The sequence below is a fragment of the Ferrimicrobium acidiphilum DSM 19497 genome, from assembly GCF_000949255.1.
Lineage (GTDB): Bacteria > Actinomycetota > Acidimicrobiia > Acidimicrobiales > Acidimicrobiaceae > Ferrimicrobium > Ferrimicrobium acidiphilum.
Map to the genome: position 1 here is coordinate 14,530 of NZ_JXUW01000018.1, position 26,950 is coordinate 41,479.

General features: G+C 56.8%; 25 protein-coding genes and 1 pseudogene. 6 read left to right on the top strand and 20 right to left on the bottom strand.

Annotated elements, in window-relative coordinates; all coding sequences use genetic code 11:
• Positions 1–106: 106 nt before the first annotated feature.
• The 4 genes from FEAC_RS09085 to FEAC_RS09105 all read left to right on the top strand — a co-directional run bounded on the left by FEAC_RS09085 (position 107) and on the right by FEAC_RS09105 (position 3,949).
• Complete coding sequence (locus FEAC_RS09085; protein ID WP_035392207.1) at positions 107–583, top strand: helix-turn-helix domain-containing protein; 477 nt, start codon at positions 107–109, stop codon at positions 581–583.
• On the top strand, positions 580–855 hold the full coding sequence (locus FEAC_RS09090; protein WP_035392209.1) for a hypothetical protein: 276 nt from the start codon (positions 580–582) through the stop codon (positions 853–855). Before FEAC_RS09085 ends, FEAC_RS09090 begins: the two co-directional genes overlap by 4 nt.
• The gene (locus tag FEAC_RS09095) at positions 852–2,984 is read left to right on the top strand and encodes a recombinase family protein (protein ID WP_152623159.1); all 2,133 of its coding nucleotides are present in this window, start codon (positions 852–854) and stop codon (positions 2,982–2,984) included. Before FEAC_RS09090 ends, FEAC_RS09095 begins: the two co-directional genes overlap by 4 nt.
• Positions 2,985–3,682: 698 nt before the next feature.
• Complete coding sequence (locus FEAC_RS09105; protein WP_152623160.1) at positions 3,683–3,949, top strand: hypothetical protein; 267 nt, start codon at positions 3,683–3,685, stop codon at positions 3,947–3,949.
• A gap of 857 nt (positions 3,950–4,806) precedes the next feature.
• Here the strand turns inward: FEAC_RS09105 and istA are convergent.
• The 9 genes and pseudogenes from istA to infC all read right to left on the bottom strand — a co-directional run.
• Positions 4,807–5,661: an IS21 family transposase gene (istA, locus tag FEAC_RS09110; protein WP_052566133.1), complete on the bottom strand. Its 855-nt coding sequence runs from the start codon at positions 5,659–5,661 to the stop codon at positions 4,807–4,809.
• A gap of 440 nt (positions 5,662–6,101) precedes the next feature.
• Positions 6,102–6,542 (bottom strand): DUF1634 domain-containing protein, encoded by a 441-nt coding sequence (locus FEAC_RS09120; RefSeq protein WP_035390311.1) that lies wholly within the window; start codon positions 6,540–6,542, stop codon positions 6,102–6,104.
• Entirely contained in the window at positions 6,543–7,379 is an 837-nt protein-coding gene (locus tag FEAC_RS09125; RefSeq protein WP_236684631.1) for a sulfite exporter TauE/SafE family protein, read from the bottom strand. It lies immediately after the preceding gene.
• A gap of 604 nt (positions 7,380–7,983) precedes the next feature.
• The gene (pheT, locus tag FEAC_RS09135; RefSeq protein WP_035390315.1) at positions 7,984–10,407 is read right to left on the bottom strand and encodes a phenylalanine--tRNA ligase subunit beta; all 2,424 of its coding nucleotides are present in this window, start codon (positions 10,405–10,407) and stop codon (positions 7,984–7,986) included.
• On the bottom strand, positions 10,404–11,474 hold the full coding sequence (gene pheS / locus FEAC_RS09140) for a phenylalanine--tRNA ligase subunit alpha (protein ID WP_052566135.1): 1,071 nt from the start codon (positions 11,472–11,474) through the stop codon (positions 10,404–10,406). The genes pheT and pheS overlap by 4 nt, the downstream gene beginning before the upstream one ends.
• 682 nt (positions 11,475–12,156) lie before the next feature.
• On the bottom strand, positions 12,157–12,894 hold the full coding sequence (locus FEAC_RS09145; RefSeq protein ID WP_035390317.1) for a TrmH family RNA methyltransferase: 738 nt from the start codon (positions 12,892–12,894) through the stop codon (positions 12,157–12,159).
• Positions 12,895–12,910: 16 nt separating this feature from the next.
• Positions 12,911–13,261, bottom strand: coding sequence for a 50S ribosomal protein L20 (rplT, locus tag FEAC_RS09150; RefSeq protein WP_035390319.1), 351 nt, complete (start codon positions 13,259–13,261; stop codon positions 12,911–12,913).
• A gap of 34 nt (positions 13,262–13,295) precedes the next feature.
• Positions 13,296–13,490 (bottom strand): 50S ribosomal protein L35, encoded by a 195-nt coding sequence (gene rpmI, locus FEAC_RS09155; protein ID WP_035390321.1) that lies wholly within the window; start codon positions 13,488–13,490, stop codon positions 13,296–13,298.
• A gap of 500 nt (positions 13,491–13,990) precedes the next feature.
• Positions 13,991–14,605: pseudogene (gene infC / locus FEAC_RS16200) on the bottom strand (translation initiation factor IF-3); the annotation flags it as partial.
• Positions 14,606–14,825: 220 nt separating this feature from the next.
• Here infC and FEAC_RS09165 point away from each other — a divergent pair.
• Positions 14,826–15,155: a hypothetical protein gene (locus FEAC_RS09165; RefSeq protein WP_035390322.1), complete on the top strand. Its 330-nt coding sequence runs from the start codon at positions 14,826–14,828 to the stop codon at positions 15,153–15,155.
• A 355-nt stretch (positions 15,156–15,510) separates the two neighbouring features.
• Here FEAC_RS09165 and FEAC_RS09170 read toward each other — a convergent pair whose 3' ends face one another.
• The 9 genes from FEAC_RS09170 to def all read right to left on the bottom strand — a co-directional run bounded on the left by FEAC_RS09170 (position 15,511) and on the right by def (position 22,708).
• Positions 15,511–15,831 carry a hypothetical protein gene (locus FEAC_RS09170; protein ID WP_035390324.1) on the bottom strand — a complete coding sequence of 107 codons (321 nt, stop codon included), beginning with the start codon at positions 15,829–15,831 and terminating at the stop codon, positions 15,511–15,513.
• Positions 15,832–16,707, bottom strand: a complete 876-nt coding sequence (gene hisG / locus FEAC_RS09175) for an ATP phosphoribosyltransferase (protein WP_035390326.1) — start codon at positions 16,705–16,707, stop codon at positions 15,832–15,834. It lies immediately after the preceding gene.
• A gap of 6 nt (positions 16,708–16,713) precedes the next feature.
• Positions 16,714–17,232 carry a 6,7-dimethyl-8-ribityllumazine synthase gene (ribH, locus tag FEAC_RS09180; RefSeq protein ID WP_052566136.1) on the bottom strand — a complete coding sequence of 173 codons (519 nt, stop codon included), beginning with the start codon at positions 17,230–17,232 and terminating at the stop codon, positions 16,714–16,716.
• 96 nt (positions 17,233–17,328) lie between these two features.
• Entirely contained in the window at positions 17,329–18,543 is a 1,215-nt protein-coding gene (locus tag FEAC_RS09185) for a bifunctional 3,4-dihydroxy-2-butanone-4-phosphate synthase/GTP cyclohydrolase II (protein ID WP_035390327.1), read from the bottom strand.
• Complete coding sequence (locus tag FEAC_RS09190) at positions 18,540–19,127, bottom strand: riboflavin synthase (protein WP_035390329.1); 588 nt, start codon at positions 19,125–19,127, stop codon at positions 18,540–18,542. The genes FEAC_RS09185 and FEAC_RS09190 overlap by 4 nt, the downstream gene beginning before the upstream one ends.
• 101 nt (positions 19,128–19,228) lie before the next feature.
• Positions 19,229–20,284, bottom strand: a complete 1,056-nt coding sequence (gene ribD, locus FEAC_RS09195) for a bifunctional diaminohydroxyphosphoribosylaminopyrimidine deaminase/5-amino-6-(5-phosphoribosylamino)uracil reductase RibD (RefSeq protein ID WP_052566137.1) — start codon at positions 20,282–20,284, stop codon at positions 19,229–19,231.
• A complete protein-coding gene (locus FEAC_RS09200) occupies positions 20,281–20,763 on the bottom strand; it encodes a MogA/MoaB family molybdenum cofactor biosynthesis protein (RefSeq protein WP_035390331.1) in 483 nt (160 codons plus the stop codon). Before FEAC_RS09200 ends, ribD begins: the two co-directional genes overlap by 4 nt.
• Before the next feature lie 578 nt (positions 20,764–21,341).
• Positions 21,342–22,214 (bottom strand): methionyl-tRNA formyltransferase, encoded by an 873-nt coding sequence (locus FEAC_RS09205; RefSeq protein ID WP_035390332.1) that lies wholly within the window; start codon positions 22,212–22,214, stop codon positions 21,342–21,344.
• A 2-nt stretch (positions 22,215–22,216) separates the two neighbouring features.
• Positions 22,217–22,708 carry a peptide deformylase gene (gene def, locus FEAC_RS09210; protein WP_035390359.1) on the bottom strand — a complete coding sequence of 164 codons (492 nt, stop codon included), beginning with the start codon at positions 22,706–22,708 and terminating at the stop codon, positions 22,217–22,219.
• 53 nt (positions 22,709–22,761) lie between these two features.
• Here def and speB point away from each other — a divergent pair, with 53 nt between their 5' ends.
• The gene (speB, locus tag FEAC_RS09215; RefSeq protein ID WP_035390334.1) at positions 22,762–23,706 is read left to right on the top strand and encodes an agmatinase; all 945 of its coding nucleotides are present in this window, start codon (positions 22,762–22,764) and stop codon (positions 23,704–23,706) included.
• A 178-nt stretch (positions 23,707–23,884) separates the two neighbouring features.
• Here the strand turns inward: speB and FEAC_RS09220 are convergent, their stop codons facing one another.
• On the bottom strand, positions 23,885–25,027 hold the full coding sequence (locus FEAC_RS09220) for a hypothetical protein (RefSeq protein ID WP_035390336.1): 1,143 nt from the start codon (positions 25,025–25,027) through the stop codon (positions 23,885–23,887).
• 67 nt (positions 25,028–25,094) lie between these two features.
• On the bottom strand, positions 25,095–26,864 hold the full coding sequence (locus tag FEAC_RS09225) for an SCO family protein (RefSeq protein WP_035390338.1): 1,770 nt from the start codon (positions 26,862–26,864) through the stop codon (positions 25,095–25,097).
• Between the last annotated feature and the right edge of the window lie 86 nt (positions 26,865–26,950).

Below are 26,950 nucleotides of genomic sequence, written 5' to 3' on the forward strand. Positions count from 1 at the left end.
GCTATCACGATCAGCTGACAACTGCAGAACTACCAGCTATCCTTGACTTTGGCCAAATCGTGCGGCATAATAGTCCTTACAGGACTACCCTTCAGGAGGAGGTATCATGACACAAGAGCACCAAGACCCCAAAGAGGAGTCACTACGCAGAGCACGGGTGTTGAACCCAAGACCCGAGGCGGTTCGTGCGCCCGAGTTTGTTGCTTCGGAATTCTTTGACGCTCGGGATCTTCTTCAGGTGAAGTACGAGATGTTAAGGAGGGTCACGCACGAGGGAGCTACCATTAGCGAGGCAGCAAGCACCTTTGGCTTCTCGAGACCCTCGTTCTATGAGGCTCGGAGTGCCTATGAGGAGGGAGGGATCCCTGGACTCTTGCCCAAGAAACCAGGACCCAGGCGAGCCCACAAGCTCTCCGAGGAGGTCATCGAGCGACTCATCTTAGCCAAAGAGGCCAATCCATCGCTCTCATCAGCGGACCTCGCTCAACTCGCTAGGGACGACTTCGGTCTTCGCGTACACCCACGAAGTGTTGAACGAGCGCTTGCGCGCTACCCAAAAGACCACCAGGAGCCGACCCTATGAGTACTCGATCTAAAGATGAGTTCGCATCTGCCTATGAGACATTGCGCGCGAGGGTGACCGAGGTGGGGTTCCCTGGGGCTCCGCTCGGCCTCAATCTGTTGCTTAACCAGGGTCTTAGTACCTGGATGCGGACGTTACCCGTAACTGGGTTGGAACTTCCCCCACTTGGGCCGGCGACCAACGGTGATCGTGAGATGGGAGACAACCTTGAGCTCGTGCACGTACTAGCTGCGATGGCGCTTGCGAACACCTGCCACCTGGAGGCATCGTGAACCTCGAGGCTACATCCAAGATCACCACCTCGCATCTCTCCCGAGCGGCCTACCTCTATGTCCGTCAGTCAACACTACGCCAGGTGATGGAGAACACCGAATCAACCAAGCGCCAGTACGCACTGCGCGAACGAGCGATGCAGATGGGATGGCAACCAGACCAGGTCGTGGTCATCGACTCCGATCTTGGACGTTCAGGGGCCGACTCAGATCGGGTTGGCTTTCAACGCATGGTCGCAGCCGTTGGCATGGGCGAGGTAGGAGTTGTCATTGGACTCGAGGTCTCTCGTCTTGCCCGTAGCTCCTCAGATTGGCACCGTCTCTTGGAGATCTGCGCCCTGAGCGATACGCTGATTCTTGACGAGGATGGTCTCTATGACCCCGCTCACTTCAACGACCGATTGGTCCTTGGCATGAAGGGAACCATGTCAGAGGCTGAACTCCATGTCATTCGGTCTCGATTGGTCGGCGGCCAACAGGCAAAGGCGCGTCGGGGCGAACTCAAGGTTCATCTACCGATCGGTCTCGTCTATGACGCTACCGACAAGATCGTTCTTGACCCGGACCTCTCGGTCCAGGGGGCCATTCGGGAGTTCTTTGCGACCTTTGTGAGAACGGGATCGGCAACGGCGACGGTGCGTAGCTTTCACCAACGAGGTCTCCTCTTCCCTCGTCGACTCTCTACCGGTGAGCTTGCCTGGGGATCCTTGGTGCTCCACCGGGCTCTACAGATCCTGAAGAACCCCTGTTATACAGGTGCTTATGTCTATGGGCGCACCAAGATGACAAAGACGCTCCCTGACCTAAAGGCCAAGCAACGATGCCTGCCCCAAGACCAGTGGCAGACCCTCATCCTTGACCAACACCCTGGTTACATCACCTGGGCAGAGTACGAGGCAAACATCGCCAAGCTCAAAGCCAACGCAGCCGCCTATGGGCTAGATCGTAGGGCTGGCCCGCCCAGGGAAGGGCCAGCTCTCCTCCAGGGACTTGTCATCTGTGGGCGCTGTGGTATGAGAATGACGGTCAGTTACCATACCCGACACGGTAAGTCGGTACCTCTGTACCGCTGTCAGCGCAAGGGCATCGAAGAGGCGGAACCGATCTGTCAATCCATCAACGGTGCGGCAATCGATCGCAGCATTGCCGAACTACTGGTGAACGCAGTGACTCCGCTCGCGCTAGCGGTCACCCTTCAGGTACAGGACGAACTCGCGAACCAGGCGGCCGACACTGACCGCATGCGCTACCAACAGGTGGAGCGTGCCCGTTACGAGGCCGAACTCGCTCAGCGTCGCTATCTCCATGTCGATCCAGGGAACCGTCTTGTCGCGGCGACCTTGGAGGCTGAGTGGAATGCAAAGCTCAACGCCCTTGTGCAGGCCCAAGACGACTACGAACGCCAACGAGAGGCCGATGTACTCTTCGATGAGGCAAAACGACAGCGAATTCTTGGGCTAGCCGCCGACTTTCCCCGACTCTTTAGGGACCCTGAAACCCCTGCACAGCTGCGCAAACGCATGATACGACTCCTCATTGAGGACGTAACTCTCCTCAAGGAAGATGAGGTCACCCTCCATGTCCGCTTCCGTGGTGGTCGTACCCAGAGCCTCACCATTGCTCGCCCTAAGTCCGCGGCCGAACTCGCCAAGCTCGATCCAACCATCGTGAGTGAGGTTGACCGACTGATGGAGGATAACACGGACGCAGAGATTGCTAGCGCACTCAATGCCCGCGGCTATCAGCCACCTCTTGGGGCTCAGTTCACTGTCTCCATTATCGCCAAGATCCGCACCGCCTATGGACTTGAATCTCGCTTTAATCGTCTCCGCAACAAAGGGATGTTGACCCTTGACGAGATGGCCCAAGCCCTTGGTGTGCATCCAAGTACCGTGAACAAGCACGCGAGACGTGGTTGGCTTGTCTCGGTGGCCTACAACGGCAAACAACGGCTCTATGCACCCTTACCCCCGGTTGAACCAACGATCCCTTGTGCACGATGCCAAAAGCCCACTCCAGAGCGCACGCGAGGTCAACGACGCAGGTACTGCAGTGCTACCTGTCGGACAAGTGACTACGCTGCTAGGCGGAGAGAATCTGGCTGGGTCCGACCCAGGCGCGAGAGATGAACCTGAACCGCCCCGGTTTTTATGGAGACTCCTAACCTTGAGAGGATGGAGTTATGGGAACAGCAAAGAGATGCTCGCTGTGAGGTGAGGGCGAGAGCCATTCGCATGGTTGTCGATCACTCAAGGCGAGTACCCATCGCAATGGGCCCCAATTCAGTCGGTAACGTCAAAGCTTGCACATGACGCGAGAGACACTTTAACACTGGGTCCGCAGGGCGCAAGATCGACACCGGAGCTCGTGCTGGGATCGCAGATGCGTGAGCTCGAACGTGAGAACGAAGAGCTCTGGACGAGCCAATGAGACTCTAGGGGCGGCCTCGGTTTTCAACGACCGCGAGTTGGACGCATGGCATCAGGAAGACACGCTCACAAGTAGACGCGGAAACGCTTGACTAATCTGGCCCCACCCTCAACACCACGGTTCATAGGCTTGAAGCATGAGAATTGTTTCAAGAAGTCAGAAAAGGATGTTGAGAGTGGAACTCTATCAGAGTATCGCAGAATGCCGTTAGTAAAGAGGGTTGTTCAATTCGGGTGACGGCCAAGGAGTTCAAGGTCCATCGGCGAGACGTGCGCCAGGCACTTGCCTGTGCTATCCCACCAGAGCGCAAGAGTGCTCCCAAAGCTTGGACCCTACGAATCGACGGTGCGTGCGTGGTTAACGGAGGATCTAAAGGTTCCAAAGAAGCAGCGACACAGTGCAACGAGGATCTGGCAACGGCTCGTCGATGAGTGTGGCGCCGATGTCTCGGTGTCAGCCGTCAGGGTCATGGTGCGCGAACTTAGAAGCTGAGATCATCGAGCCACCAGCCACCGCGATGATACCCCAGGTGCACGTACCCGGCAGAACCGCCGAGGTGGACTTCGGTGACGTCTGGGTCATCGTCAGCGGCGAGAAGCCCAGAGTCATTAACCGGGTTCGAAGCGTAGCGGAGAACTTTCCAATGTATTCATCAGCCGGTTAATCTTACGATAATGCCTTAGCCGAGACGACCAATGGTCTCCACAAGACCGAGCTGGTCTACCCCCATGGGACCTTTGAAGGGATCGTCGATCTCGAGTGGACTACCTTGTCCTTGCGTGGGTTGGTTCAATCAACGCCGTCTCCATGGGCACTGGGTATGATCCCACCGGCCTCAGTTCAAAGCGAACTACTACGCAACCGAGGAGGCAAAACTCCGAGCCTCTGACTCCTTGGGCCAGGATCAACCCACGCTATCGTAACGCACGGGGATCGAGCGGTTGGCTCGGTTCCCAACCTCGATTAGCCGGTTTCGGGTTCTCCATCAAATCGGAGCCGCCTTGGTGAGAACGGGAAGCGGTTGCGGATAAGGCCTGGTCATCGACGAGTCCCTCCACTCAAGTGGAGGACCCTAAGCCGGTTAACCTTCTCACAACTCGTCCCATGAGCGAGTTCCCTGGCGCACCACCATCGTTGTCGCCCGGTTTTACCAAGGGGGTGAGGTAGAGCCCACCAGGACCGATGTGCGTGCCAAGGGGCTGATGCGGGGTCAGCCCTTTGACAGACGGAACACGCTATCGCGGAGCGGCTGAGATTCAGAGCCGCCGAGTCGCTAACAACACCCTTCGCTAATAACGTCGTAACGCAACGAAAACAACATGTCGCGCGAGTTCGTCATCTCAACCCATCGACGTTCACTTGCGTTGTGAGACACCCCTAACGCCAACCGCTCCCGGATCCCAACTAATCCTCACCCACCTCCATCGACGGGTCATCCGGCGCTTCAATTGGCGTACAACCGTCAGCTCTATCAGAGTCCTCTGCTACGCTCTCAAAGGACGCTTGGGAACCGCCCGGTTCTCAAGTAACTGGGTCTCCAAGGAACCCGGGGTTATTCAGTTCCATTACGGGTTCGTTCCCGATCCACCAGGAGGTGTAGTCAGTTATCCAAGCTTTATCTCGAGGGTGATAGGGACGAGCAGGCAGTACGGTCATCTGATAGTGTGTAGCCATCTCAAGGTAGGTCGCATTGGGAACAGGCTCATACCGGTCAGCCTTGGTAACCGCGGTACGCATACCGTCACACACGATCGCATCTGTCACCCCGCCAAAGGAGCTAAACGCGCGGGTGTGAGCGCCAATGACGTGATAGAGGTTCTGATTCGCCAAAGCCTCTACGTAGGTCAGGTTCGAGGCCCCAAGGACGGCGACGAAGATCTGGGCGTAGAACTCTACCTCGTCATCTGGACCATAGATAGGAAGGGTGTCCCCGGCGAAGTCGACGAAGGTCTTAGCCCCCGCCACGTGACGTTGGCGCATGGTTGGAGAGAGGGTGTCCGCGAATCGTCGGTAGTACTCGCAGAACTGGGTGTAGCCATAGCCATCGGGATGGGCCTCTCGGTACTCAACCCAGAGGAGCATGAGCGTCATGTGGGGACGCTTCAACTCGCGGTGTAGATAGCCAAGATCGGGCATTGGTTTAGCATGAACGGGTGGCGTGTTGGCCCCAAACAATAGGGACTCTAAGCCATCGTCGTCAAGGTCGTCTGGAAGCGGCCAACACAGGCCAGCTTGCTTTGCCCGTTTGACATAGTCAGATACCGTGCTCTTTGGGAGCGAACAGGCTTGAGAGATTTCTCGTATTGAGCGGCGCTCGGAAAGTGAGAGCCTTAGTACTTCTCTGATTTGGCGCATGATGATGCGGGGACGTGACACAACTACCTCCTCGGAAAACTCGTTGTCCGATTCAGTATGGCTACCTCAGTGGCCCACCCTGTCTAGGTGTCCGAAAACTCCGAAACGGGTGTCCGGATTGGACCGAAACGGGTGTCCGAAAACCTCCGAAATCTGCAAATAGGAACAGTAAGGGTGACCTTCACTAAGTTCACAGATTCCACCTCGACCAACAATGAGATCTTGGACGCTTTTGTGAGCATGTGCCCTTGGCAACAAGCACCCAAGCCCACCGACCACTATAGAAAGCAGGAAAGCACGCTGGAAAGAGATCCGGTCGAGCCACTCAATAACATGGACTCACTACTCGACGAATGTAGGGCACCCTGGGTACCGTATTTGTTATTGGTCTGACCGCCCTACCACACGTAGCGATCTAATCAACGCAATGGAAAGATATTCCACTATGCACAAGGACTACTTTAGGCCCCCGAGAGCACGAACGACATGATCAGCACGAAGAGAACGAAGGCGGTAACGATCGCCATCGGAGGATCCTCTTCATAGATGAAGCTGACCACACCGGTCACCACGCGCAAGATCGGGGTGAGCAGAAGCACAATCAGACCCATGACAACGATCCCGCGGCCCTCGCCATTCTTGCCTGCGCCGAGGTACTTGATGATCCCACCAAAGGTGTGTGGGAACAGAGACGTTCTGCCAGCCACAGCATGGTAGGAAACTCCTCCTGTTATCTTGGCGTAGCCCGGGTGGTGGATGAAGATAATCACCAGACCTACCACGACGATGATGACCGAGAGAACTACGCCGATACGTAGCACCCAACTGATTGCGATCTCCGTCTGGCGTACCTTCTCCTCGAGTCTCTTCTGCTCCTCTGGAGTCTTTTCGCGCTGTGCCACTTAGAGCAACCCCCTTTGGAACATCTCGATAGCGATCACTGCAAGGACTATCACGAAGAGAATCCGCACCTTGCTGGAGTGGATCCTTCCAAGCACCTTAGCCCCCAACATAGAGCCTCCCAAGACTCCAGCTGCGACCGGTGCAGCGATGATCGGGTCGATCTGACCTCTGGCGAAGTAGACACCGGCACTCGCAGCGGCAGTCACTCCAATCATGAAGTTCGAGGTAGCGGTAGAGACCTTCATCGGAAGGTGCATGGCAAGGTCCATCGCCGGAACCTTGAGCGCACCTGAACCAATTCCAAGCAGGGCAGAGACCATCCCTGCGACAAACATCAGCGCAAGCCCGGGTTTAGTACCCACCACCTTATAGCTGATCTCCTGCTTCTCCGCGTCGTCATAGTAACTGCCATGAAGCTTGAAGTAGTTAGCTATCCTGTCGTTTGAGACCGTGAGCAACGAGGCGGCCTTACGTTTGCGATACATCGCTATCGCAGAGTACCCTAGCACCACGCCGAAGAGGATAAACAGGAACCTCGCTGGCAGAACGGTGGTGAGGTAAGCACCCGCAACAGCACCGGTCGTGGTCGCGATCTCTAAGAACATGCCGGCCCGCAGATTGGTCATTCGTTCTCGAACGTAAGCTGCAGCAGCACCTGATGACGTCGCTATCACCGAGATGATCGACGCACCAATCGCTAGTCGGATATCGACATGGAAGAGCAATGTCAACACAGGAACGACGATCACTCCACCGCCGAGACCAACCAACGAACCTAGCACACCGGCCAAGATCGAGATAAGCGCCAACAGAACCACGAAATCTAAAGGAGACACGCTAAACAATCTAGCAGCCAAAGACTCTGGGAAGAAACCCGTGGGATCTATAGGTATTCGCAAGCATCTCTGGTCCGTCTAGGCAGCTCAGAATGGCAATCCGGCTCCACTTGTACGAATGACCGGACAGGTTCGGAGTGCTTGCCGATTACCCGGTTCTCAAAATAACTATAATCTCGATTATTAAGTCAGCTCTTATTCAAATAACGGAACCGTGCTAAATTGCACAGTAGTCATCATTATTGCACAGATTCCACTGATGTAACACGATATCGAACATAACAGCCCTTTTCTGATTGACTCGCTTTATCTATGACTGAATATCACCCGCAGCTAGCGAGTCGCGAGCATATCATGCCTGAAATCAGATACGATCTACCGTCGTGCTCTTGCCGAGCAACCCGTATTTTCTATGTCTAGGCGCAGATTTTCTGATGTCATACGGGGCTCTCAACTTCAACGATGAACTACCAGACTTCGGGCAACTACAACGCTCTAGCTTGGACATCCAGGGCGAGACCATGAACGCCGTACCTATCGAAGTCATCGGCCTTAGTCGTTCAACTTCGAGAATCCGGTTCGATCCACCCTCTGATCACCAGTCTTAACCTCGACGCAGATGTGCACCTATCGCACCCGATCGCTGGTCAATCACCTCGATTAGTGCCTGTATGCTCCCCTCGTCAACCACGCCGTCAACTGACTCAAGTCGGAGGCGCACGCCCAGATAGAGATGCTCGCTGTCATCTGCCGGCTCATAGCGGTCGAATATAGCCAGATCTACACAGAGAACACCAGCCGCATCGCGAATCAACCGCAACAGCGAGTCGACCGACACACTACGGTCAATCACAAACGACAGATCTAGGCTGCTTGCGGTATAGCTTGACGGAACCTTGATCTGGCGTATCGGCATCGCTAGCTCGACCAGAGGATCAAAGTCAAGTTCAAGATAGCCAAAACGCCCCTCAACAAGGTGCTCTAGCTCTTCAGGAATCTGTCGCGGATGCAGCTCACCTACAACGCCGACTAGTCGACCCTCTACTCGCAACTGTGACCGCCGACTTGGGTGAAGCTGGGGCCAGCCAACGAGCTCAGCGTCGATTTCACCCAATTCAAGCCGATCCTCAACTCCAAAGAATCGCGATATAGCGGTGAGCGCAGGCGCGATCGCCGCGAGGCCATTATCTGCCCCCTCGATGAGTATCCCGATTCTTAGCTTCTCATCGGGGAGAATCGCAGCCGACTCTGTCGGTCTCTGCACCACCGGGCCTAGCTCAAAAAGCGCAACCGGGTGCAGTCGTCTGGCGACGTTCGTCCTCATCGAGCGCAACAAGCCAGCGAGTACCGTCTGTCGAAGCTCGGACTCGTGTGCCACGAGCGGATCGGCAAGCCCAATCGGCTCGCTCGCTCCTCCAGCCAAGTCTCGCTCCTCGGCAGATACGAGCGTAACCGACCAGGCCTCAAAGAGCCCAAGGCCGGCGAGCAGCTGCTTGAGCCGCCTGATCAGCTGCTGTCGATCGGTTAAGCCACCTGTGGTCGCGACAGTCAGCGGAACTGAGGTAATCCGCTGGTAGCCAAAATGACGAGCTATCTCCTCGATCACCTCGATCTCGGTGGTCACATCCGGGCGAAAACTCGGAGGAGTCACCGCATAATCGACCCCGACTGGCTCAACCACGAACCCAATCCTGGCCAACGCAGCATCCGGTGCTAGTACTTCAAGTGGTTCTCCAGCTGGTTGATGCCCAAGGATACGTGCGACTCGTGCCGCTCGTACCTCGATAGCCGGGTTCGACTGAATCGTATCGATGCGCCTCTGTAGGGGACCTACAATCGAAAGGTTGCTGAGCTCGGCGATCCGAGCGATCGCGAGCTCAAGAATCGCCGGATCAGTACCTCGTTCAAAGCGAGAAGATGCCTCACTGCGGGCATTGAGCCGTTTAGCGGTACGAGCAATTCGCGATGCCGGAAAATGGGCAGCTTCAACCAAAACGGAGGTCGTAGCCTCGCTCACCTCGGTCTCGAGACCACCCATGACACCAGCCAAGCCCACCACCTGGTCATCACCGTCGACGATCACAACATCGGTGGTCTCGAGTGCTCGAGTTGACCCGTCTAAGGTCACTACCTGCTCGCCAGCCTTAGCGAAGCGAGCCGAGATCGTCTCGCCTGCTAGCCGTTGCTTATCGTAAGGGTGGGTCGGTTGCCCGAGTTCAATCATCACATAGTTGCTCGCATCCACAACTGGAGAGATGGAACGCATGCCAGCCAGTCGTAGTCGACGGCTTAGTCTGAGAGGAAATGTCGCCGTCTCAATCCCCGCTAGCGTTGCCACCAGCAGCCGATCGCAAGCTTGCGCGTCGTTCGCAGGATCGGGAGTGTCGTCGACCTCCAAACCCGGCGACTCAGGCTGGTGAAAACCAACCCGCAACCAGGCAGCTAGGTCTCGAGCAACCCCGAGGACGCAGTTGGCATCGGGTCGATTTGCCTCAATCGCGAGATCAAAGACGATGTCATCATCGATGCCGAAGTATTCGCCGAACTCGACACCTACCGGCGTGTCCGGATCTAGTATCAGCAGGCCAGCGGCCTCAGAGGAGACCCCAACCTCCACCGGCGAACAGAGCATGCCGAGCGAGACCACCCCACGCATCCTCCTCTCAGACAGCGTCATCCCGGTTGGAAGCGTAACTCCTGGTCGGGCCCAGGGGACCTTGTCACCTACCTGGAAGTTCCAGGCTCCACAGACCACTGACTTGGCTTCGCCAATGCCATCATCAACCAAGGTGGCGCGAATCCTATCCGCCCCCTCGATGGGTTCAAGAGAGACAACCTGCCCAACAACCACGCCATCTAGTGAGGCAGGAGCATGTTCCACTCCCTCCACCACCATCCCAAGCGCGTTCATCGCATCCACCAGCCGGCGAACGCCGGCGTGCGTCGGACCAACATGTGTGGCCTCACCTACATCGAAGAGCTCGCCGAGGTCGATAAACTCCGCCAACCATGAAAGCGTAATCCTCACAACACTCCCCTCATCTGTGCAAGCACCCTGAGATCATTCTCGGGCAAAATCCGCATATCACCTAGGGCGACCTTCATCTGTGCTAACCGATCGATGCCAAATCCAAAGGCGAAACCGCTGTACTCCTCGGGATCGATACCGACATGAGCAAAGACCTTCGGATGCACCATCCCGGATCCACCGAGTTCGATCCAACCAGTTCCAGAACATGTCCTACAACCCTCTCCCTCGCAGACCGTGCAGGTGATCTCGAACTCAGCCGATGGCTCCGTGAACGGGAAATAGGCCGGCCTGAGCCGCGCCTGGATGTTGGGGCCGAAGTAGGCAGTGGTGAAGGCCTCTATCGTGGCCTTCAAGTGGGCGAAGGTAATCCCGCGATCGACGACCAGCGCCTCCAACTGATGAAAGGCTGGGGTATGGCGAGCGTCAGGCGTGTCTCGTCGATAGACCCGCCCTGGGACAACAGCGTAGATCGGAAGCTGGCGCGTCTGCATCAACCTGATCTGCACCGGAGAGGTGTGTGTCCGAAGCAACGTCGACTCCGGATCTCCATAGTTGAGGTAGAAGCTGTCTTGATTAGCCCGTGCTGGGTGAAACTTAGGGATATTGAGCGCCTCGAAGTTGTGCCACTCAGTCTCGACTTCAGGACCCTCAGCAACGATAAAACCCATTCCAACGAAGAGGTCCTCAAGCATCATCCGGGTCTGGGTGACAAGGTGGAGCGCACCGGCTCCTTGCAGTCGTCCGGGGTGGAGGTAGTGAGCGATATCGTCTCTCTCAGCAGCCAGACGAGCGTTGAGCTCTTGCTCGCCCACTCGGCCCTCGGCGACCTCGATCGCAGCCTCGAGTTGCGCTCTAGCCTGATGGAGAGCTGAACCAATCCTGGGCCGATCATCTGGGGGGACGTTACGCATCGCCTTGGAGATGACCGCGAGCGGAGAGGTGTGAGCATGAATCTGCTCTTTGGCTGCGGTGAGCTCGTCACTCGTCTTCACCGAAGCCAATCTCTCAACGACCTCGTCACAGAATCTCGTCAGCTCCTCCAGGGTCGCATCGATTTCAGCCATGCGGAGGGTACCTTTCTCTTTGACGTTCCTAACCAGGATAAACGATGGGGGTAATGGTGGGCGGCCGCATTCGCAGTTCAGGATGAAGAAACCCGCTCTCGAGATTCTTGTAATCGTTCTAGCCTGCCGGGTCCTGGCCTACCTCAGTGTTGTCAGAAACATCAACAACCGGACAGCCACCTCCATGCCATCCATGCAACATGCTCTCGCCGTTACGGCTGGGATATTACGGCTGGAGTGCCACACCATCGACCATTGGAGGTCGTTCATAGCAAGGCACTACCCGCAACCTTCGGGTTCCCTCAATCCAAGCTCACGGCGCAACATCTTCAAGAAGTCCCGGGTCTTCCCCCGTCTCCGAAGGCCTCCAACACTCAACCAGATACCAGTGAGGACGACCAGGCTTGGGTCGCACACCCCTGGACTGAGTCGGGGAGTAGTCCTCGCCCAGTCATGACTATGGTCAACCTCGACATAAATCAACATGTCGCGAGACACTTTACTTTACTAGGCCCATCAGCACTAGCCAGCAGATAGACCATAGACTTGTGGCTAGGGCATCATCGGTAGCGGCTGGACCGTTGAACGAATCAGGGTCTTTGACTGCCCGAGCATATCACCGCCCTGGTTGGGGGCTCCATGCAGGCATGAAGCAAGACCTCGTTGATGAATGGGCCTTCGCTCAGCTTCTCGGTTGGGCGCAGTGAAAGAGAGCGATCGAACCTGCTACACCAGCATTGAGCGACTCGACCTGCGATTTCTGGGGAATTGAGATCACGCCATCGCAACCTGAGACAAGGTCTCCGTCGATCCCATGAGCCTCCGATCCAACCAACAAGGCGAACGGCGTTGCGGGAGGATCCACTGGTAGTGATCCCAGCGACTGCGGTACGAGTGCCAATCGCGTCACCCCTGCTCCACCCAGAGCCTCGAGACAGGAGCGATAGTCCTCCACCTCGCTTACTGCTACCAACGATATCAATCCCGTCGTCGCGCGTACCACCTTTGGAGAGAATGGATCGACAGTAGCTGGGCCAACCACCAGACCAACACGTTGATAAAAGGCGAGCGCCGACCGAAGGAGGGTTCCGAGATTTCCTGGATCCTGGACTCCTACCGGAACGAGAATGCAGTCTTGGCTTGGCAATTCATCGGCTGCTGTCATCACCATCGGGGCTATGCCAACCACTCCATCGGAGCTGGTCAGTGAGGATATCTGAGTGAGCCGCTTTTCGGTGACTATCCGGAGTCGATCACCCAACGCTTGGTAACTCTTGGCTCGATCCTCGGTTACGAAGAGAAGTTCGATCTCGACTGCGAGATCCATGGCCTGATCGACTGAGCGCCGACCCTCGAGTACATAGGTACCCGTGGATCGGCGCTGAATACGAGAACGAATCAGCTCCCGAAGATGAGCCAACTCGGACTGAGTAGCGTTACTGGCCAGAGACTGAACTCACCAATCGCGCAAAGGCACTCGGATCGGTAACTGCGAGATCTGCCAAGATCTTGCGATCGACCTCTACCCCAGCCTCCTTCATCTGATACATGAGGCGAGAGTAGCTCGTCCCGTTGATCCGGGCGGCCGCATTGATCCTCTGGATCCAGAGGCGACGGAACTCACCTTTGCGCGCGCGCCTGTCACGGTAGGCGTACTGCAACGAGTGCATGACCTGCTCGTGGGCTGCGCGGTAGCTCCGACTCTTGTTTCCGTAATACCCACTCGCGAGTTCGAGTATCTTACGGCGGTGCTTCTTCGAATTAATGGATCGTTTAACTCGTGCCATGTTTTCTCCTTTGAACCTCTCCTGAGAGCGCTAACTAGCGTCCCAACAACTTCTTTACGCGGCGAGCATCGCCACTCGATACCTCGACATCTTGGTGAAGGTGACGCATGCGACGCGACGACTTCTTCTCCAACAGATGAGAGGTAAAAGCATGCCGCCTACGCAATTTTCCTGTGCCCGTAACCTTGAAGCGAGCCTTGGCTCCTTTGTCAGTCTTCATCTTTGGCATCTCTCGTTCACCTTTCTACCCACCAGACCTCGCACGCGGCGAGCTGGATCACACTACCAGACAAAAATCACTCGCGAGTCAACGACTCGCTACTCTCACGTGCCATAAACCTCGACTATCGAGGCAACAAACAAGTCGCCCCGCCCACTCGAATACGCGCCCTTCTTCACCGACTACAATCAGACGTCTGTCGTTACCCAACTCCGCAGAAAGCACACGCTCATAGACGAACCCAAGCGAGAAGATGGCGGCCAAAACAACCTATGCATCAGCACACCCTCCTCAACACATCACCAATCCAGCATTCGCCGAACATGGTCACGGCCTTACTTAACCTCGAGTTTCTCAGCACCCACTCCCTACAGGGAGGTGGACTCATTCGTGGTTATACCACCAACCTCTGGAGGCGAACTACCGTCTGCCGATGCATCCACATCACCTCTCGGTGTCGTGCCAACCGCCACCGTTGTAGCCTCAACGGCGTTGCTGGACGAGGTATCGTTATCTACAGTTCCATTACGTCCAGCTGCATTAGTTCCAGCTGCATTGTGCGCAGTTCCGTTTGGCGAGGCCGAGCGGCCTGGCGCGCCGTCCAGGGCACCAGCTTGCGCCTTTCCAGCAGGACGCTTCTCTGGCACGAGGACCATCAACATATTGCGTCCGTCTAGCTTTGGAAAAGTCTCAACCCGACCTACTTCTTTCACACCCTCAATAACCCGCTCAAGGATCTCCTGACCGAGCTCGGGGTGAAAGATCTCCCTCCCTCGGAACATGATGGTTACCTTGACCTTATGTCCTTCGGCGAGAAACTTACCAACTTGGCGTGTCTTGGTGTCGAAATCCCCTACCCCGATCTTGGGACGATACTTCATCTCCTTGATCTGTGTGGCTGACGCTTTCCGCTTTGATTCCTTGGTACGCTGTGCCTGATCGAACTTGAACTTTCCATAGTCCATAATCTTGGCAACCGGAGGTCGCGCCATTGGCGCTACCTCTACGAGATCCATATCGAGGGCACGTGACATCGTCAGTGCCTCTTGAATTGGCTTAATGCCTAGTTGGTTTCCATCAGGTCCAACCAAGCGAACCTCACGGACACGGATCTGATCGTTAATGCGTGCATCGGGGTCTGGTGCTGAGGCGATAGAGCTACTCCTTCCAATCTGTGAATTCCACGACAGGCAGCGTTACTCTATCCGAACCCAGCTGCTCTTGCCCGAGTCAGTAGGGGGGAGACAGAACTCCGCTTAGCCTTCTAGAATCACTCTAGCAGTCCGATAGCTGCTTTCCTACCCAACCAACTCCTGCTCAGACGAAAGGATGGTATATCTCTCCATGCCAGCAGAGGACGAAAAGATCTTACAGCTCCAACAAGAACTACTCAATGCTGATCCAGCGACCATCGTTGCCAACCACGCCTACGGCCTCTTTGAACTAGCCGGCCTGTATCTGGGCGCAACACCGCCTCGACTCAACGACGCAAGCCTTGCTATTGATGCTTTTGCTGGGATGCTAAGCGCCATCGAAGATCGTCTCGGTGATGTCGGCGAACCACTTCAAGATGGTCTTCGACAGCTGCAGGCCGCCTTTATTCAGGTCGCCAAACTCGATCATGAACCGAACCGAACACCCCCGATGACGCCAAACTCCAGCGCCTCTGATTGATAGTCTTCGCTTCAGCTGCCATCATCGACTCGACTCAAGCAATAGCGACTCAACAAAGCAGGCGGGTGACTGCCCCATCTATGGTCACCGCCTTCTTTATTTACAGCAAATATCGCGATTGTTCAGCCACTTTGGCAGCTGAGATCAGACGTCTGTGATGCCGGGGACATCCAGGATCCGGGCATTCATGACTAGCTACTCTGTCAGCAGCTCAACCTGGCATCGCCAAACACAGCTACAGTTGAGAGTGGGCACACACCATCGATCACACCCTTATCTTGACCATGTGATCTTGACCAGGCTTGTCGGTCAACTCCGTGTCCAGTCATCCTCGAGAACCGGGTGACTCAGCTGATTACCCGAGCTTATGGAGGGCCGCCACCTCAAGCTCACCGCCAAAGGATGGCTTCAGGCGGACGGTCACTCGCCTGCCCACCCCAATCGATCGGGAACCATCATCTATGGTGATGCAGTGAAACCGCAGTTCACACACCGGCTTGCAATCGAGTCTCACCAAACCAAGGCCAACGTGTGGGTCAAAGCTAGTCACCTCACCTTCAAACACCTGATTCTGGTCGAAGAGCGCGGTCGATAGCGACTCACGCGGTCGGCCATCAGCTCCAGAGACTACCGTTTGGCTCGCCCCGCGACCCCTCATTCGTTCCAGCCAGGTCACCTAAGGCACTACCTTCGAGAGTGGAAGCTCAAGGATATCAGTGGCTCCTCGATCCTTTAACATTGGGATCAAGAGGTTGATCGTGGAGCGAGGCACAACCGCCTCTACCGCGAAGCCACTCTCCTGATAGAGCTGCGACACCGTCGGCGCCTTCATCGCTGGCAGCGCCTCGATGATCTCGCTCAGATGCTCGGATGGAACGTTGAGCTTCACCAGCACCCGGTCCCGTGCCGAGAGCGCTCCCAGCAAGAGGGTCTGGAGTTGCTCCATGGCGTGACGCTTCTCTGGATCCGCCGCACTCGTTGGATTTGCGATCAGCTCGGTGTATGAGACCAATACCGTCTCGATGATCCTGAGCCCAGCGGCCCTAAGAGCCCTACCCGTCTCGGTTATCTCGACGACGGCGTCAGCGATCTCTGGAATTTTAGCCTCTGTAGCCCCATAGGACAAGAGAATCACAGGCTCGATGCCGTGTTCACGAAAGAAGCGACGAGCGAGTTCCGGGTACTCGGTCGCCACCCTAACACCATCATGGAGATCAGCAACCGAATGTACCTCGCTATCTGCACCGACAGCTAGCACGACCCGAATCGGACGAGAGGTCGCCTTCGAGTAGCGGAGCTCTCCGAGGGAGACCACCTCGGCTTGGGTTTCGTTGATCCAGTCGCGACCGGTGATACCGAGATCAAACAGCCCCTCTGCAACATAGGTAGCGATCTCTTGCGGGCGAAGAACCCGCACCTCGCGCACCCGAGGATCATCAATACTGGCCCGGTAGTCGACTTCACTGCTACGTTCTATCGGCAGATCTGCCTCAGCGAATAGGGCGAAGGTCGCCTTTTCAAGACTCCCCTTGGGGACTACGATCCTCAGCACTGCTCGCTACTCCTTCACCATTCGCCGATAGAGATCAACGAGTCGAACCAACGAGAGCGCAGCATCAAATCCCTTGTTCCCATCCTTGCCACCAGCACGGTTGAGGCCCTGTTCGATATTCTCAACCGTCAGCACCCCATTGACGATCGGGATCTCCGATGTTGCAGCAAGGGTCATAAGCTGACTCGCACTCTGATTTACAACAACGTCATAGTGGCTAGTCTCGCCACGGACCACTGCGCCGAGGGCGACCACTCCAGTCACCGAGCGGCTGACTAACAGTTGATGGATGGCACCGGCGATCTCAAGGGCACCTGGAACCCACACTACGGTCAATGCAGAGTCGCTAACCCCAACGGTGTGAAACCCAGCCCGAGCGCCAGCGAGCAATGGATCGACTATCACCTGGTTGAACTCTGACGCGACGATAGCAAAGCGATCGCCTGGAAAGGCATGGAGCTGGCCGGTCAACTCTTCATAGCCTGACCGGTCCCCTTGTCCATGGACCTCTTCATATCCTGCCATATAAACCTCCTATAAAACCTTCTGCTTTGCGCGCTTGTCAGGCTTTGGACTGCGCCGACCAGCATGCGCCGCTCATGCTCGACTCAACTTCGGTAGCTATCCAAGATCCAGAAGATGGCCCATCTTGGCCGCCTTGGTCTGGAGGTACTTCGCATTCTCTGCTTGGGGTTCGATGATGAGTGGCACCCGCTCGCTGATCTCAAGCCCAAAACCTGAGAGTCCACCATACTTGGTCGGGTTGTTCGTCAACAGACGCATCTTGCTAACACCCAGGTCTACTAGGATCTGCGATCCAATGCCGTAATCTCGCGAGTCCACCGGCAGACCAAGCGCCTCGTTAGCCTCGACGGTGTCAAGACCCTGTTCTTGAAGTTGATAGGCTCGCAACTTATGTGCTAAGCCGATGCCCCTTCCCTCATGCCCACGTAGGTAGACTATAACTCCCCTACCCTCTTCGGCGATAATCTCCATCGATCGATGCAGTTGGGGACCGCAATCGCAGCGAAGCGACCCAAAGGCGTCGCCAGTAAGGCACTCCGAGTGCACACGAACGAGGACCGGATCGCCAGTGCTGATATCACCCATCACCAGCGCAACGTGCTGTTCGCCATCTAGGATCGACTGATAGGCGATGCCGGTGAACTCTCCATAACCGGTTGGAATACGAGCGGTGGCACCGTCAACCCGCTTAACTAAGGTGTCGTTGGCGGCACGATAACGGATGAGATCCGCGATAGAGACAAGTACGAGTCCATACTTCTCGGCAAACTTGGTTAGTTCGTCGAGTCGTGCCATGTTCTGCTTGTCCTCGGTAACCACCTCACATATGACCCCAGCAGGGGTTATCCCGGCAAGCCGAGCAAGATCGACCGCCGCCTCCGTATGGCCACCTCTCCTGAGTACCCCTCCGTCGCGTGCACGCAGCGGGAAGACGTGGCCGGGCCGAGTCAGATCAGATGGCTTCGTCGAAGGATCGACGAGCGCTCTAATAGTGCTGGCCCGGTCATGGGCAGAGATTCCGGTAGAGACTAAGCGTTTGGCGTCGACCGATACCGTAAAGGCGGTCAGGTGGGACTCGGTATTGTTCTCTACCATCAATGGAATGTCGAGTTCATCGAGGCGTTCGCCGGTTAGAGGGACGCAGATTAACCCAGAGGTATGAGCGATATAGAACGAGATCTTCTCGGCATCGACGAACTCAGCCCCCATGATCAGGTCTCCCTCGTTCTCACGATTCTCGTCGTCGACGACTAGGACGATCTCGCCACGGCCGATCGCATCGATCGCCTCTTCTATAGATCTAAAACTCATGAACGCCACGCCTCTCGCTGCTCGAGCGAACGTTGGCGCACGAGGTACTTTCCAATAATGTCAAACTCTATGTTCAAGGGTGCGCCGACCTCGAGTTCACCCAGGTTCGTGCGGCGCAACGTCTCTGGAATTAATGCCACGCTGGCGGCTCCCTCACCAACGGCGGTCACGGTGAGACTGACGCCATTTAGGACGATGCCCCCCTTCTCCACCACTAACTCATCAAAGCGGGGGTCAAAGGAGACTGCCAGGCTCGGGGCTAGATGCGTAACCCGTCCCACGCAATCGACATGTCCTTGGACGATGCCGCCATCTAGCAGGGTAGCGGCGGTGACGCTCTGTTCAACATTCACCCGTGCTCCAGGCTCAAGGCTCGAAAACGTGCTCCGATGCAGCGTCTCCTCAACTATCTCAACACCAAAACTGTTCGCCGTCGCCTCTATGACCGTCAGACAGACGCCGTTACATGAGATCGAGGAGCCCAGCTCGATGGTTGGCCGCCACTGACCAAGCACGAAACGATGTATGCCGTCGTCACCCTGCCCGTCATAACCGACGGTTGTAGCCACAATCCCTGAGAACATCGCTCTCGTCCCTTCGCATCTCTCCTGCTGATACCAGCCTAGTTTGGCTCAGAGCGCGACATTGTCTCTGGGTCCTTCGGAGGAGATGGTTGTCCCAACGCTCACCACTCAGAGACCGCCTCGGGAGCATGATCCAACTCGGTCGCGAACAGAGAGGCCAAGGTTGTAGCTTTGTTACTCCAGAGGCGAAGTTCGATATCGGTGCCAACCTTCTGTGCCTCGATGAGATTCAACCGCAGCGGATCGACGAGGAGCCTGCCAGCGGGCAGCCTAAAGGCAGCCTTGGCCCCGTCGTCACCAAATACCATAGGGGCGAGATAGACAAAGAGCTCGTCAACGAGATCAGAGTCGACAAAGGAGGTGAGCAACGTCGGCCCACCCTCGATGAGAACTCCAAGGACTCCAGCTCCCCCCATGCGATCAAGAAACGCTTGCGGAGATTCGGAGGTCACCTGAACCCCTGGCGTGCAATAGGAGAGCTCGCGATGGGCAAAGACCCAACGCTGTGGCTGTAGTGTCGCCATGACGCCTCCCGGGCGAGCCGTCAATAGTGGGTGGTCGGCCTCCATGGTCTTTGATCCGACCACAATCGCTTGTGATTGTGCTCGAAGCAGATGACCTCGATCCCTGGCCTCTGTCGAGGTGATCCACTGCGAGCCTCCCTGGCTGTCGGCCACCTTGGCGTCGAGAGTCATAGCCACCTTGGCTCTCACCCACGGTCGACCGGTACGTCGCTGAGTAAGGTAGGCGATGAGTTCTTGAACGGTGCGGTCGGACTCCATACCAACCTCAACCTGCACACCGGCATCCTTCAATGCGGCGAAGCCACGCCCACCGACCCGTGGATCAGGATCAAGTATCGAGGCCACCACTCTGGTCACTCCCGCCGCCACGATCGCATCGACACACGGCGGTGTCCGTCCGTGATGGGCACATGGCTCCAAGGTCACAAACATAGTCGCGCCTCTGGCTAGATCGCCGGCGGCTCGAAGGGCGACGACCTCAGCATGAGGGCCACCAAGCGGCTGAGTACACCCCTCTCCAACCACTACGCCATCAGCGACGATCACGGCACCCACCCACGGGTTTGGCGGTGCACTCTGGCGTGCATGACGACTGAGGGCAAGAGCTCGCCCCATCAACTCCTGATCGGTCATCGACTTGAGGCAGGATGCTCTGTGTCACCGCCAGCGAGGAGTCCAAGCGCATGCTCAAGCAGAGGAACAACGGCATCGAGTGATTCGATAGCTCCGCGAGGTGAACCTGGAAGGTTTAGCACCAGGCAGCTGCCTATCGTACCCGCAACGCCACGTGAGAGCCCACCTAGAGGGCTCGCTGCACGCATCTGTTCTCCAAGTCCTGGAGCGAGGCGATCGAGTACCGCTCTCGTACCCTCTGGAGTCAGATCACGTGGACCAAACCCAGTTCCTCCTGTGGTGACCACCAGACCGACGAAGTCGGTGGTGACGTTCCGAAGGGTAGATGCGACATTCTCTGCTCCATCGGCGACCACAACCCGACCTGCGATCTCGTAGCCAAGCCCACTAAGGCGGTCGACAAGTGCTTGACCTGAACGATCCTCACGCGTCCCGGCTACTACACCATCTGAAACCGTCACTACCTTCGCCGCTAGCATCGCCCGGATCCTCCAGTTCTTTTCCGTCCCAGCTCGCAAACTTGCGCTGGTAAACCAGCATCCGCTGCACCCATCTCTCAGCGTTACCAGCTCTGCCGCCTGCGACAGAGGGTGACCGATTATCAGCGGTTAATCGTTGACTCTAAGCATAGGGTACGCAGGTGGCATCCTCCCCGCCGTTAGCGACTCGGCTAACCCCGTAATCTTGTTCAGGCCTGCCACATCCACTTGAGTTGCAAGCCGCCTGGATCTCACTCCAGCTGCAGTTGCGGGGTTACAGTTGCAGAGTGAGTTGGAAACTGACTACTCCAACCAACTACCGGTCAGCTGCGCCAGCAACCGGCCGTCCACCTACAGGTGGGAAAACCCGTCGGCTATAGCGGCGAGCGTCTAGCCCTAGCTGGACGGATCTCAGCCGTCAGATCCACAGATTTGACGGCTTCAATACCCTACTCAGCTGGTCTTGGATCAGAGGATTTGCTGCTGCTTTCCAACTCCACTAGTCACCGAGCGCACACCGTACGGCCGGCATCCTGGTAGCTCCGGCATCCTGGTAGCTCCGGCATCGGAGCTGTCCTCTACCCAGGGGAGGTGCCGATCGCCGTCACCCGGGAACCGCGAAGAAAGTCAGCAAAGCTCATAGTGGAACGACCCTCGGGTCGCACGAGCTCAGGCACCAACATCCCCCTAGCGGTCTGGATCTTACCGTCCACGATAGAGCCAAGAGGGAAGCTTGAATCGGCCTCGTCGACATGAGCGCGAAGCAAGCGAACTCTCTTCGAGTCACAGTAGAAGTATGCGCGTCCAAGCAGATGACGTCGATAGCCCTGCAACGCGGACTCATAGCTCCTGATGATCAGATCAGCGTCGACGATCTTTGGAGCATAGGTTGGAGTACCTACTTGAGGATGAGCGGCGGTTGTGATCCAGTCGTCATCACGAGCTAGCCAATCGCGCATGAGCGCACAACCAGCGGTCGTGAGTCGCTCATAGGCCGTGCTCAGGTCGAAGTCCTCGATTGCGACCGGAACGCTCTCATAGATCGGGCCAGCATCCATCTCTGCAACGAGGCGCATCAGCGTCACTCCGGCCGCCACACCACCAGCGAGTACCGAGCGCTCGACCGGGGCAGCCCCTCGGAATGAGGGAAGCAGTGAGTAATGGACATTCAAAAAGGGGTGAGTATTCACAAGCTGATCAGGGAGTATCCGACCATAGGAGACGACAATCCCTAGCTCGAAATCGAGCAAATCAAGATCGGCGAGCGCCGTCAATACCTTCAGTCCTCGGCGTTCACCTAGCGCTGCTACCGCCGTCGGCTCGACCCTCCCGTTACGAGATCGACGTTTCGGTCGCTTGGTGACGACTGCTGTCACCTCAAAACCAGCATCGAGGAGAGTCTCGAGATAGGCGACCGACACCGCACCGGTGCCGAAAAAGGCGATGCGCACGGCTATGAGTCGATCAACTTCTCTCGCATGCTACGCCTAAAGACCCTACGCTCCTCGTCAGTCAGCCGCTCTATCAGGAGTCTTCCCTCCAGATGATCGAACTCGTGTTGGAGAACCCTCCCCAACAACTCCTCACCCTCGACCTGTTGGGGCTTGCCATCGCGATTGAGACCGCGCATCACCACGTGTCCTGGCCGACGGATCTCCCACCAGTAACTAGGAACTGAAAGGCACCCCTCTTCATACACCCACTCGCCATCGGCGACGACGAGCTCTGGGTTGATGAAAACCTCGGGTCCATCACCAGCGTCATAGACGAAAATGCGCTTTGGTACTCCAACCTGCGGACCGGCAAGGCCAACGCCAGGGGCGTCGTACATGGTCTCAAACATATCGTCTATCAGCCTCTGTAAGGCTGCATCAAAAGTTTCAATCTCGGTCGATCGGTTTGCGAGAACCTGATCGCCGATAGTTCGGATAGCGAGGATTGCCACGGGTTCTAGGCTAGTAGAACGCGAAGTCGATCGCCAACACAAAGGAGCCATGAATGGAACCCATCGGACCACGCAACTCGCTCGAGGAGCCACGCTTCTCAAACTCGACTACGTTCGCCCGTCTCCCTACGCTGGCCGAGGTCGGCAGCGCTGGGATCGCGATCGTTGGCGCCCCCTTCGATGCCGGTGTCTCTTATCGACCCGGTGCTCGCTTTGGTCCGCTAGCCATCCGCACCGGCTCACAACTACTTCGTCCCTACGACCCAGCCATGGATCTCTTCCCCTTCGGCAAGGTGCAGGTAGCTGACGCCGGCGACATGGGCATCAACCCGTTCTCCATCGATGAGGCGATTGCGACTATCGAGACAAGAGCGAGCGAACTCGCAACCCATGCCGATCGAATCATCACCATTGGTGGCGACCACACCATCGCACTGCCGTTGCTTAGAGCGCTCACCAAGAGGACGGGACCGGTGGCGTTGATCCATTTTGACGCCCATCTCGACACTTGGGATACTTATTTTGGTGCCCCTTATACCCATGGAACCCCGTTTAGGCGTGCCTTTGAAGATGGCCTACTGCTCGAGGATCGCAGCTTTCATGTCGGCACTAGAGGACCGCTCTATGGATCAGCAGATCTCGAAGACGACGCTCGGTTTGGCTTTCAGATCATCACCTCCGATGATCTCGTCGACGCCTCCATCGGTGACATTGCCACCCGGATCAAGACGAGAGTTGGTCAGGCGCCGGTCTACCTCTCCATCGATATAGACGTCATCGACCCCAGCGCTGCGCCCGGAACCGGCACACCGGAGGCTGGCGGGCCAAGCTCTCGGGAGGTGCTAAAGCTCCTTCGCCAGCTCAGAGGGATCAACCTGGTCGGTGCCGACCTTGTCGAGGTCTCACCAAGCTACGACCATGCAGAGATCACGGCGATCGCAGCGAGCCACGTCATCTACACCATGATCGGACTCATGACCGCCTCTATCGGTTCATAGTCACTTCCAGTAGATCCAATGACATGTCGAGACGTGGGGGGCTAACATCCATGAGACACCTGTGGACGCCGCTATCTTTCCTGCTCAAGCTCGACCTAGCCCTCGCCTGAGGAGACCGAGTCACCCCCACAGCTGGCATAACAACCTCCGCTGGCCCACCCTATGGAGGATTAGATGACTATCCGTTCACGCCCTGAGGGATCGAGAGAGAACCACCCTTCACGAATCCGCTGGCGCTATCTCGCCACAACGTAATCGCGGCCTGGTTGGGGTTCGCCGCCACTACAAGAGCATGACCACCATTTGAGATACCGATTCCCTGCGCATTCTTCGGACCGACTGCACTACTCACTACCCGGCCAGTAGGGGAGAACTCGACAACCTGGCTATTTCCCCCTGCAAGCGGTACTAGAGCCCACTCTCCGGTCGAAGAGACCGCTAACGACGGTGACGCGACCGGACGTCCTTTGAGTTTGACCGGCAGCGCTGAAAACGTCGTGGAGATCAACATAAGCGCATCGCTACCCCTACCCGTTGTCGGCCCAATCACCGCCGCCGCCGCCGGATGCCCTCCGCCGCTGAACTCCGTGAGCGCTGAGAGCCCGAGAAACTCGGTTCCACTAGGGGCACGGTCGATAAAGCTGGTACCAGAGAGCGGAGATACCAAGGCAACATAGTTGGCAGCGCTACACCGCGCTAGCAGCGTAGGACTAGAAGACGGGCCAGCGAGGCTCTCATAGATCGGGTTTTTACAATGTCCACTCGAAAGAAGGTGCTGAAGAGTGGGATCAGTGGCCATTATCTGCGTAATCGAGCCGGAGCTATGAATTCTCACCAACTCCTGGCGACTAGCGCCATAGTTCTTGGAGCCTACGATCGCGACGGCGGTTGTGGCGTTTACCGGTAGCACCGATCCAGGAAATGGAGCTACCGCAGCGGTGAGTTCAGCTGGCTTCCAGTTATCGATCGGGCCAACAAATATTGGGCTGACGTAGAGTTCACGCTCGGCTATCACCGGCGCCCATGCAATCTGCCCTCCTGGAGCCAGCGCGAGGCCGACTCCACCACGGGTAGAGACACCCTGTGGGGTCATCAACCTGATCACGCCTTTCTTGGCCTCGAGCACCTGACCATGTTGGTATGCACGTACCTCAGTGAATAGGTTGCCTGAAGGTGACTCGAGGACGGTGGCGTAGTTCGGCGTGAGCTGTATAGGGCTTGCACTCTGGCTTGCAGTCTTTGTCTGGGTGGATCCACAGGCAGCCAAAAAGAGAGCGGCGGTCGCCAGCGCTAGGGTGGCGGTCGAAAAACGTCGTATCATCGCTCGGCAACGCCTCGCCTTCGTTGCTCGTAACGATCAAAACTGGGGAACTCCATAGGTGTCTGCGTCACTGCACGCCCTTCACGAGTGAATCAACCAAGGAGGCAAAGCTTAACTGCACCCCGCTGGTGGTCGAGGGGTTGGAGGGAATCATCCAGCGCTCTACTCCCGCTGAGTTGACGATATAGACGAGGTCAGGATGCACTATCATGACCCCGTTCTGGGGGACCGAGATACCAACACCGTAGTTTTGCCAGACGGCGGCGAGAGATTTCAACGACGGACTCGTCAGGAAGTACCAGTTTGGCAACGATGACATTCCCTCTCGATCGGTGAAGATATGCACCGCACGCACGGAGTGAAAGACCGGATTGGATGCTACCGCTATCACATCAGTATTAGCTCGCTGGGCCGGAGTGAGCTGCTCATCAGCCGCACGCAGTTCAGAGGCGATTAGCGGACAGGTATCGGTACACACTGGATCCAGAAAGGTTATGATCAGCGTCTTGCCTCTGAACTGCGATGATGAGACCGGAGTGCCAGATTGGTCAAGCAGCCGGAATGGCGCGGCTGGACGGTCGATCTGAAATGGGGCACCCGAACTCGCCAGCGCAGCCTCAATCGAGTAGCTGGTGTTGACGGCGGCAAAACCGAGCGGCACAGCCCCCATGGCTGCGAGTATTACCACCCACACGCCAAAAAGTCGACCCGCCTGTGCTAGTGTGTTTGGCCAAATATGAACCGGTGCATCCGCGATCGCCTCGTCATACGACAATCCCATCACCATCGCGATCACCAGAACGAGCTCGGGGATCATCGAGTTAGGGTCGGTTCCAGCACCTCCCAGGAAGCCAAAATCCTGAACAAACCACCAGACCAACACCGAAAATACGACGAAGATAGGTACCGTCACCCGTAGACCGCGGCGCAGAAGAAATGAAGCCCCAACAACAAGAAGAACGACTACGGTCAGCGCATTGGCCACCACTTCTCCATGCGCTCCTAGGAGGTGTTCGAAGCCTCGGAGGCTGCTTGCAATAAACGACGGCTGAGGGACTGCAGCCATAGATTTGACCATGTCAAAGATCCGAAAACTCCAAAATCCCCGACCAGGAAGTGCCTCTTGGATCCCGAACGCAATTAGCATCACGCCGACACCGGTCAAAACCCATCGAGGCAACTTCTCGCGCTGCCACCAGCCATAGGGCGCCAACAGGATGAGGGCAGCGGCTACATAGAAGAGCACGCCTCCTGGTGATCCAAAAAGCCAGGATCCGCCATGGCCGAAGGTCTGGCCCATGGCCTCCCCAAAAACCCAGACAAATAAGCCCCAACCCGCTGCTACTAGATATCCCAAGCGTGAGAACCAGCCTTCACGGCCGAGGATGAGCCAAAGTCCAAGAGCGATCTGTAGCCAGATCACCCCTGAGGCTGCCCAGATCGGGTGGCGAAACCACGCGTTGGTACCCCATTGCATCAGTTCCACTAGCCAATGTGGCTGGCCAACCTGGCTCGGCTTAACCACCTGAGAGATCATCGAAGACGGTATCGAGCTCTGCAGCTGCAAGAGTCCGTCAAGGATCCAGAGTGCACCAAAGCCATAGCGTAAGACTGCACGCGCCCTTGGTTCTTGCACGCGGGTCACGCTACCGGCGTCATCTCCACCACGTACGGCTAGCGCCTGAGATCCACGAAAGGCGGTCCCATAGAGCAGAAAACGAGCGGCGATTAGGACTAGTGCCACTACCGCGAGGACAAGTGCCTCCAGCGCTACTCGGTGATAAAATGGAGCCGCGAGTCCAAACGAGCCAAGGCCCGCATTCCCCATCCCAGGCATCTGTTACACTCCTTCGCACACCTGCGGCATAAGCCGCCAACGACGCCAGTTTAGCGTTTGCACTCACCTAAACATGAATCTGGGGC

Excerpts from the sequence above, each read along its gene's own strand:
- speB (WP_035390334.1), top strand. The coding sequence starts at position 22,762 with ATGGAACCCATCGGACCACGCAACTCGCTCGAGGAGCCACGCTTCTCA.
- FEAC_RS09190 (WP_035390329.1), bottom strand. The coding sequence starts at position 19,127 with ATGTTCTCAGGGATTGTGGCTACAACCGTCGGTTATGACGGGCAGGGT.
- FEAC_RS09220 (WP_035390336.1), bottom strand. The coding sequence starts at position 25,027 with ATGATACGACGTTTTTCGACCGCCACCCTAGCGCTGGCGACCGCCGCT.
- ribH (WP_052566136.1), bottom strand. The coding sequence starts at position 17,232 with ATGGCAGGATATGAAGAGGTCCATGGACAAGGGGACCGGTCAGGCTAT.
- FEAC_RS09090 (WP_035392209.1), top strand. The coding sequence starts at position 580 with ATGAGTACTCGATCTAAAGATGAGTTCGCATCTGCCTATGAGACATTG.
- pheS (WP_052566135.1), bottom strand. The coding sequence starts at position 11,474 with ATGGCTGAAATCGATGCGACCCTGGAGGAGCTGACGAGATTCTGTGAC.
- FEAC_RS09200 (WP_035390331.1), bottom strand. The coding sequence starts at position 20,763 with ATGCTAGCGGCGAAGGTAGTGACGGTTTCAGATGGTGTAGTAGCCGGG.
- FEAC_RS09225 (WP_035390338.1), bottom strand. The coding sequence starts at position 26,864 with ATGCCTGGGATGGGGAATGCGGGCCTTGGCTCGTTTGGACTCGCGGCT.
- FEAC_RS09165 (WP_035390322.1), top strand. The coding sequence starts at position 14,826 with ATGCCAGCAGAGGACGAAAAGATCTTACAGCTCCAACAAGAACTACTC.
- rplT (WP_035390319.1), bottom strand. The coding sequence starts at position 13,261 with ATGGCACGAGTTAAACGATCCATTAATTCGAAGAAGCACCGCCGTAAG.
- ribD (WP_052566137.1), bottom strand. The coding sequence starts at position 20,284 with ATGACCGATCAGGAGTTGATGGGGCGAGCTCTTGCCCTCAGTCGTCAT.
- FEAC_RS09185 (WP_035390327.1), bottom strand. The coding sequence starts at position 18,543 with ATGAGTTTTAGATCTATAGAAGAGGCGATCGATGCGATCGGCCGTGGC.
- FEAC_RS09085 (WP_035392207.1), top strand. The coding sequence starts at position 107 with ATGACACAAGAGCACCAAGACCCCAAAGAGGAGTCACTACGCAGAGCA.
- rpmI (WP_035390321.1), bottom strand. The coding sequence starts at position 13,490 with ATGCCAAAGATGAAGACTGACAAAGGAGCCAAGGCTCGCTTCAAGGTT.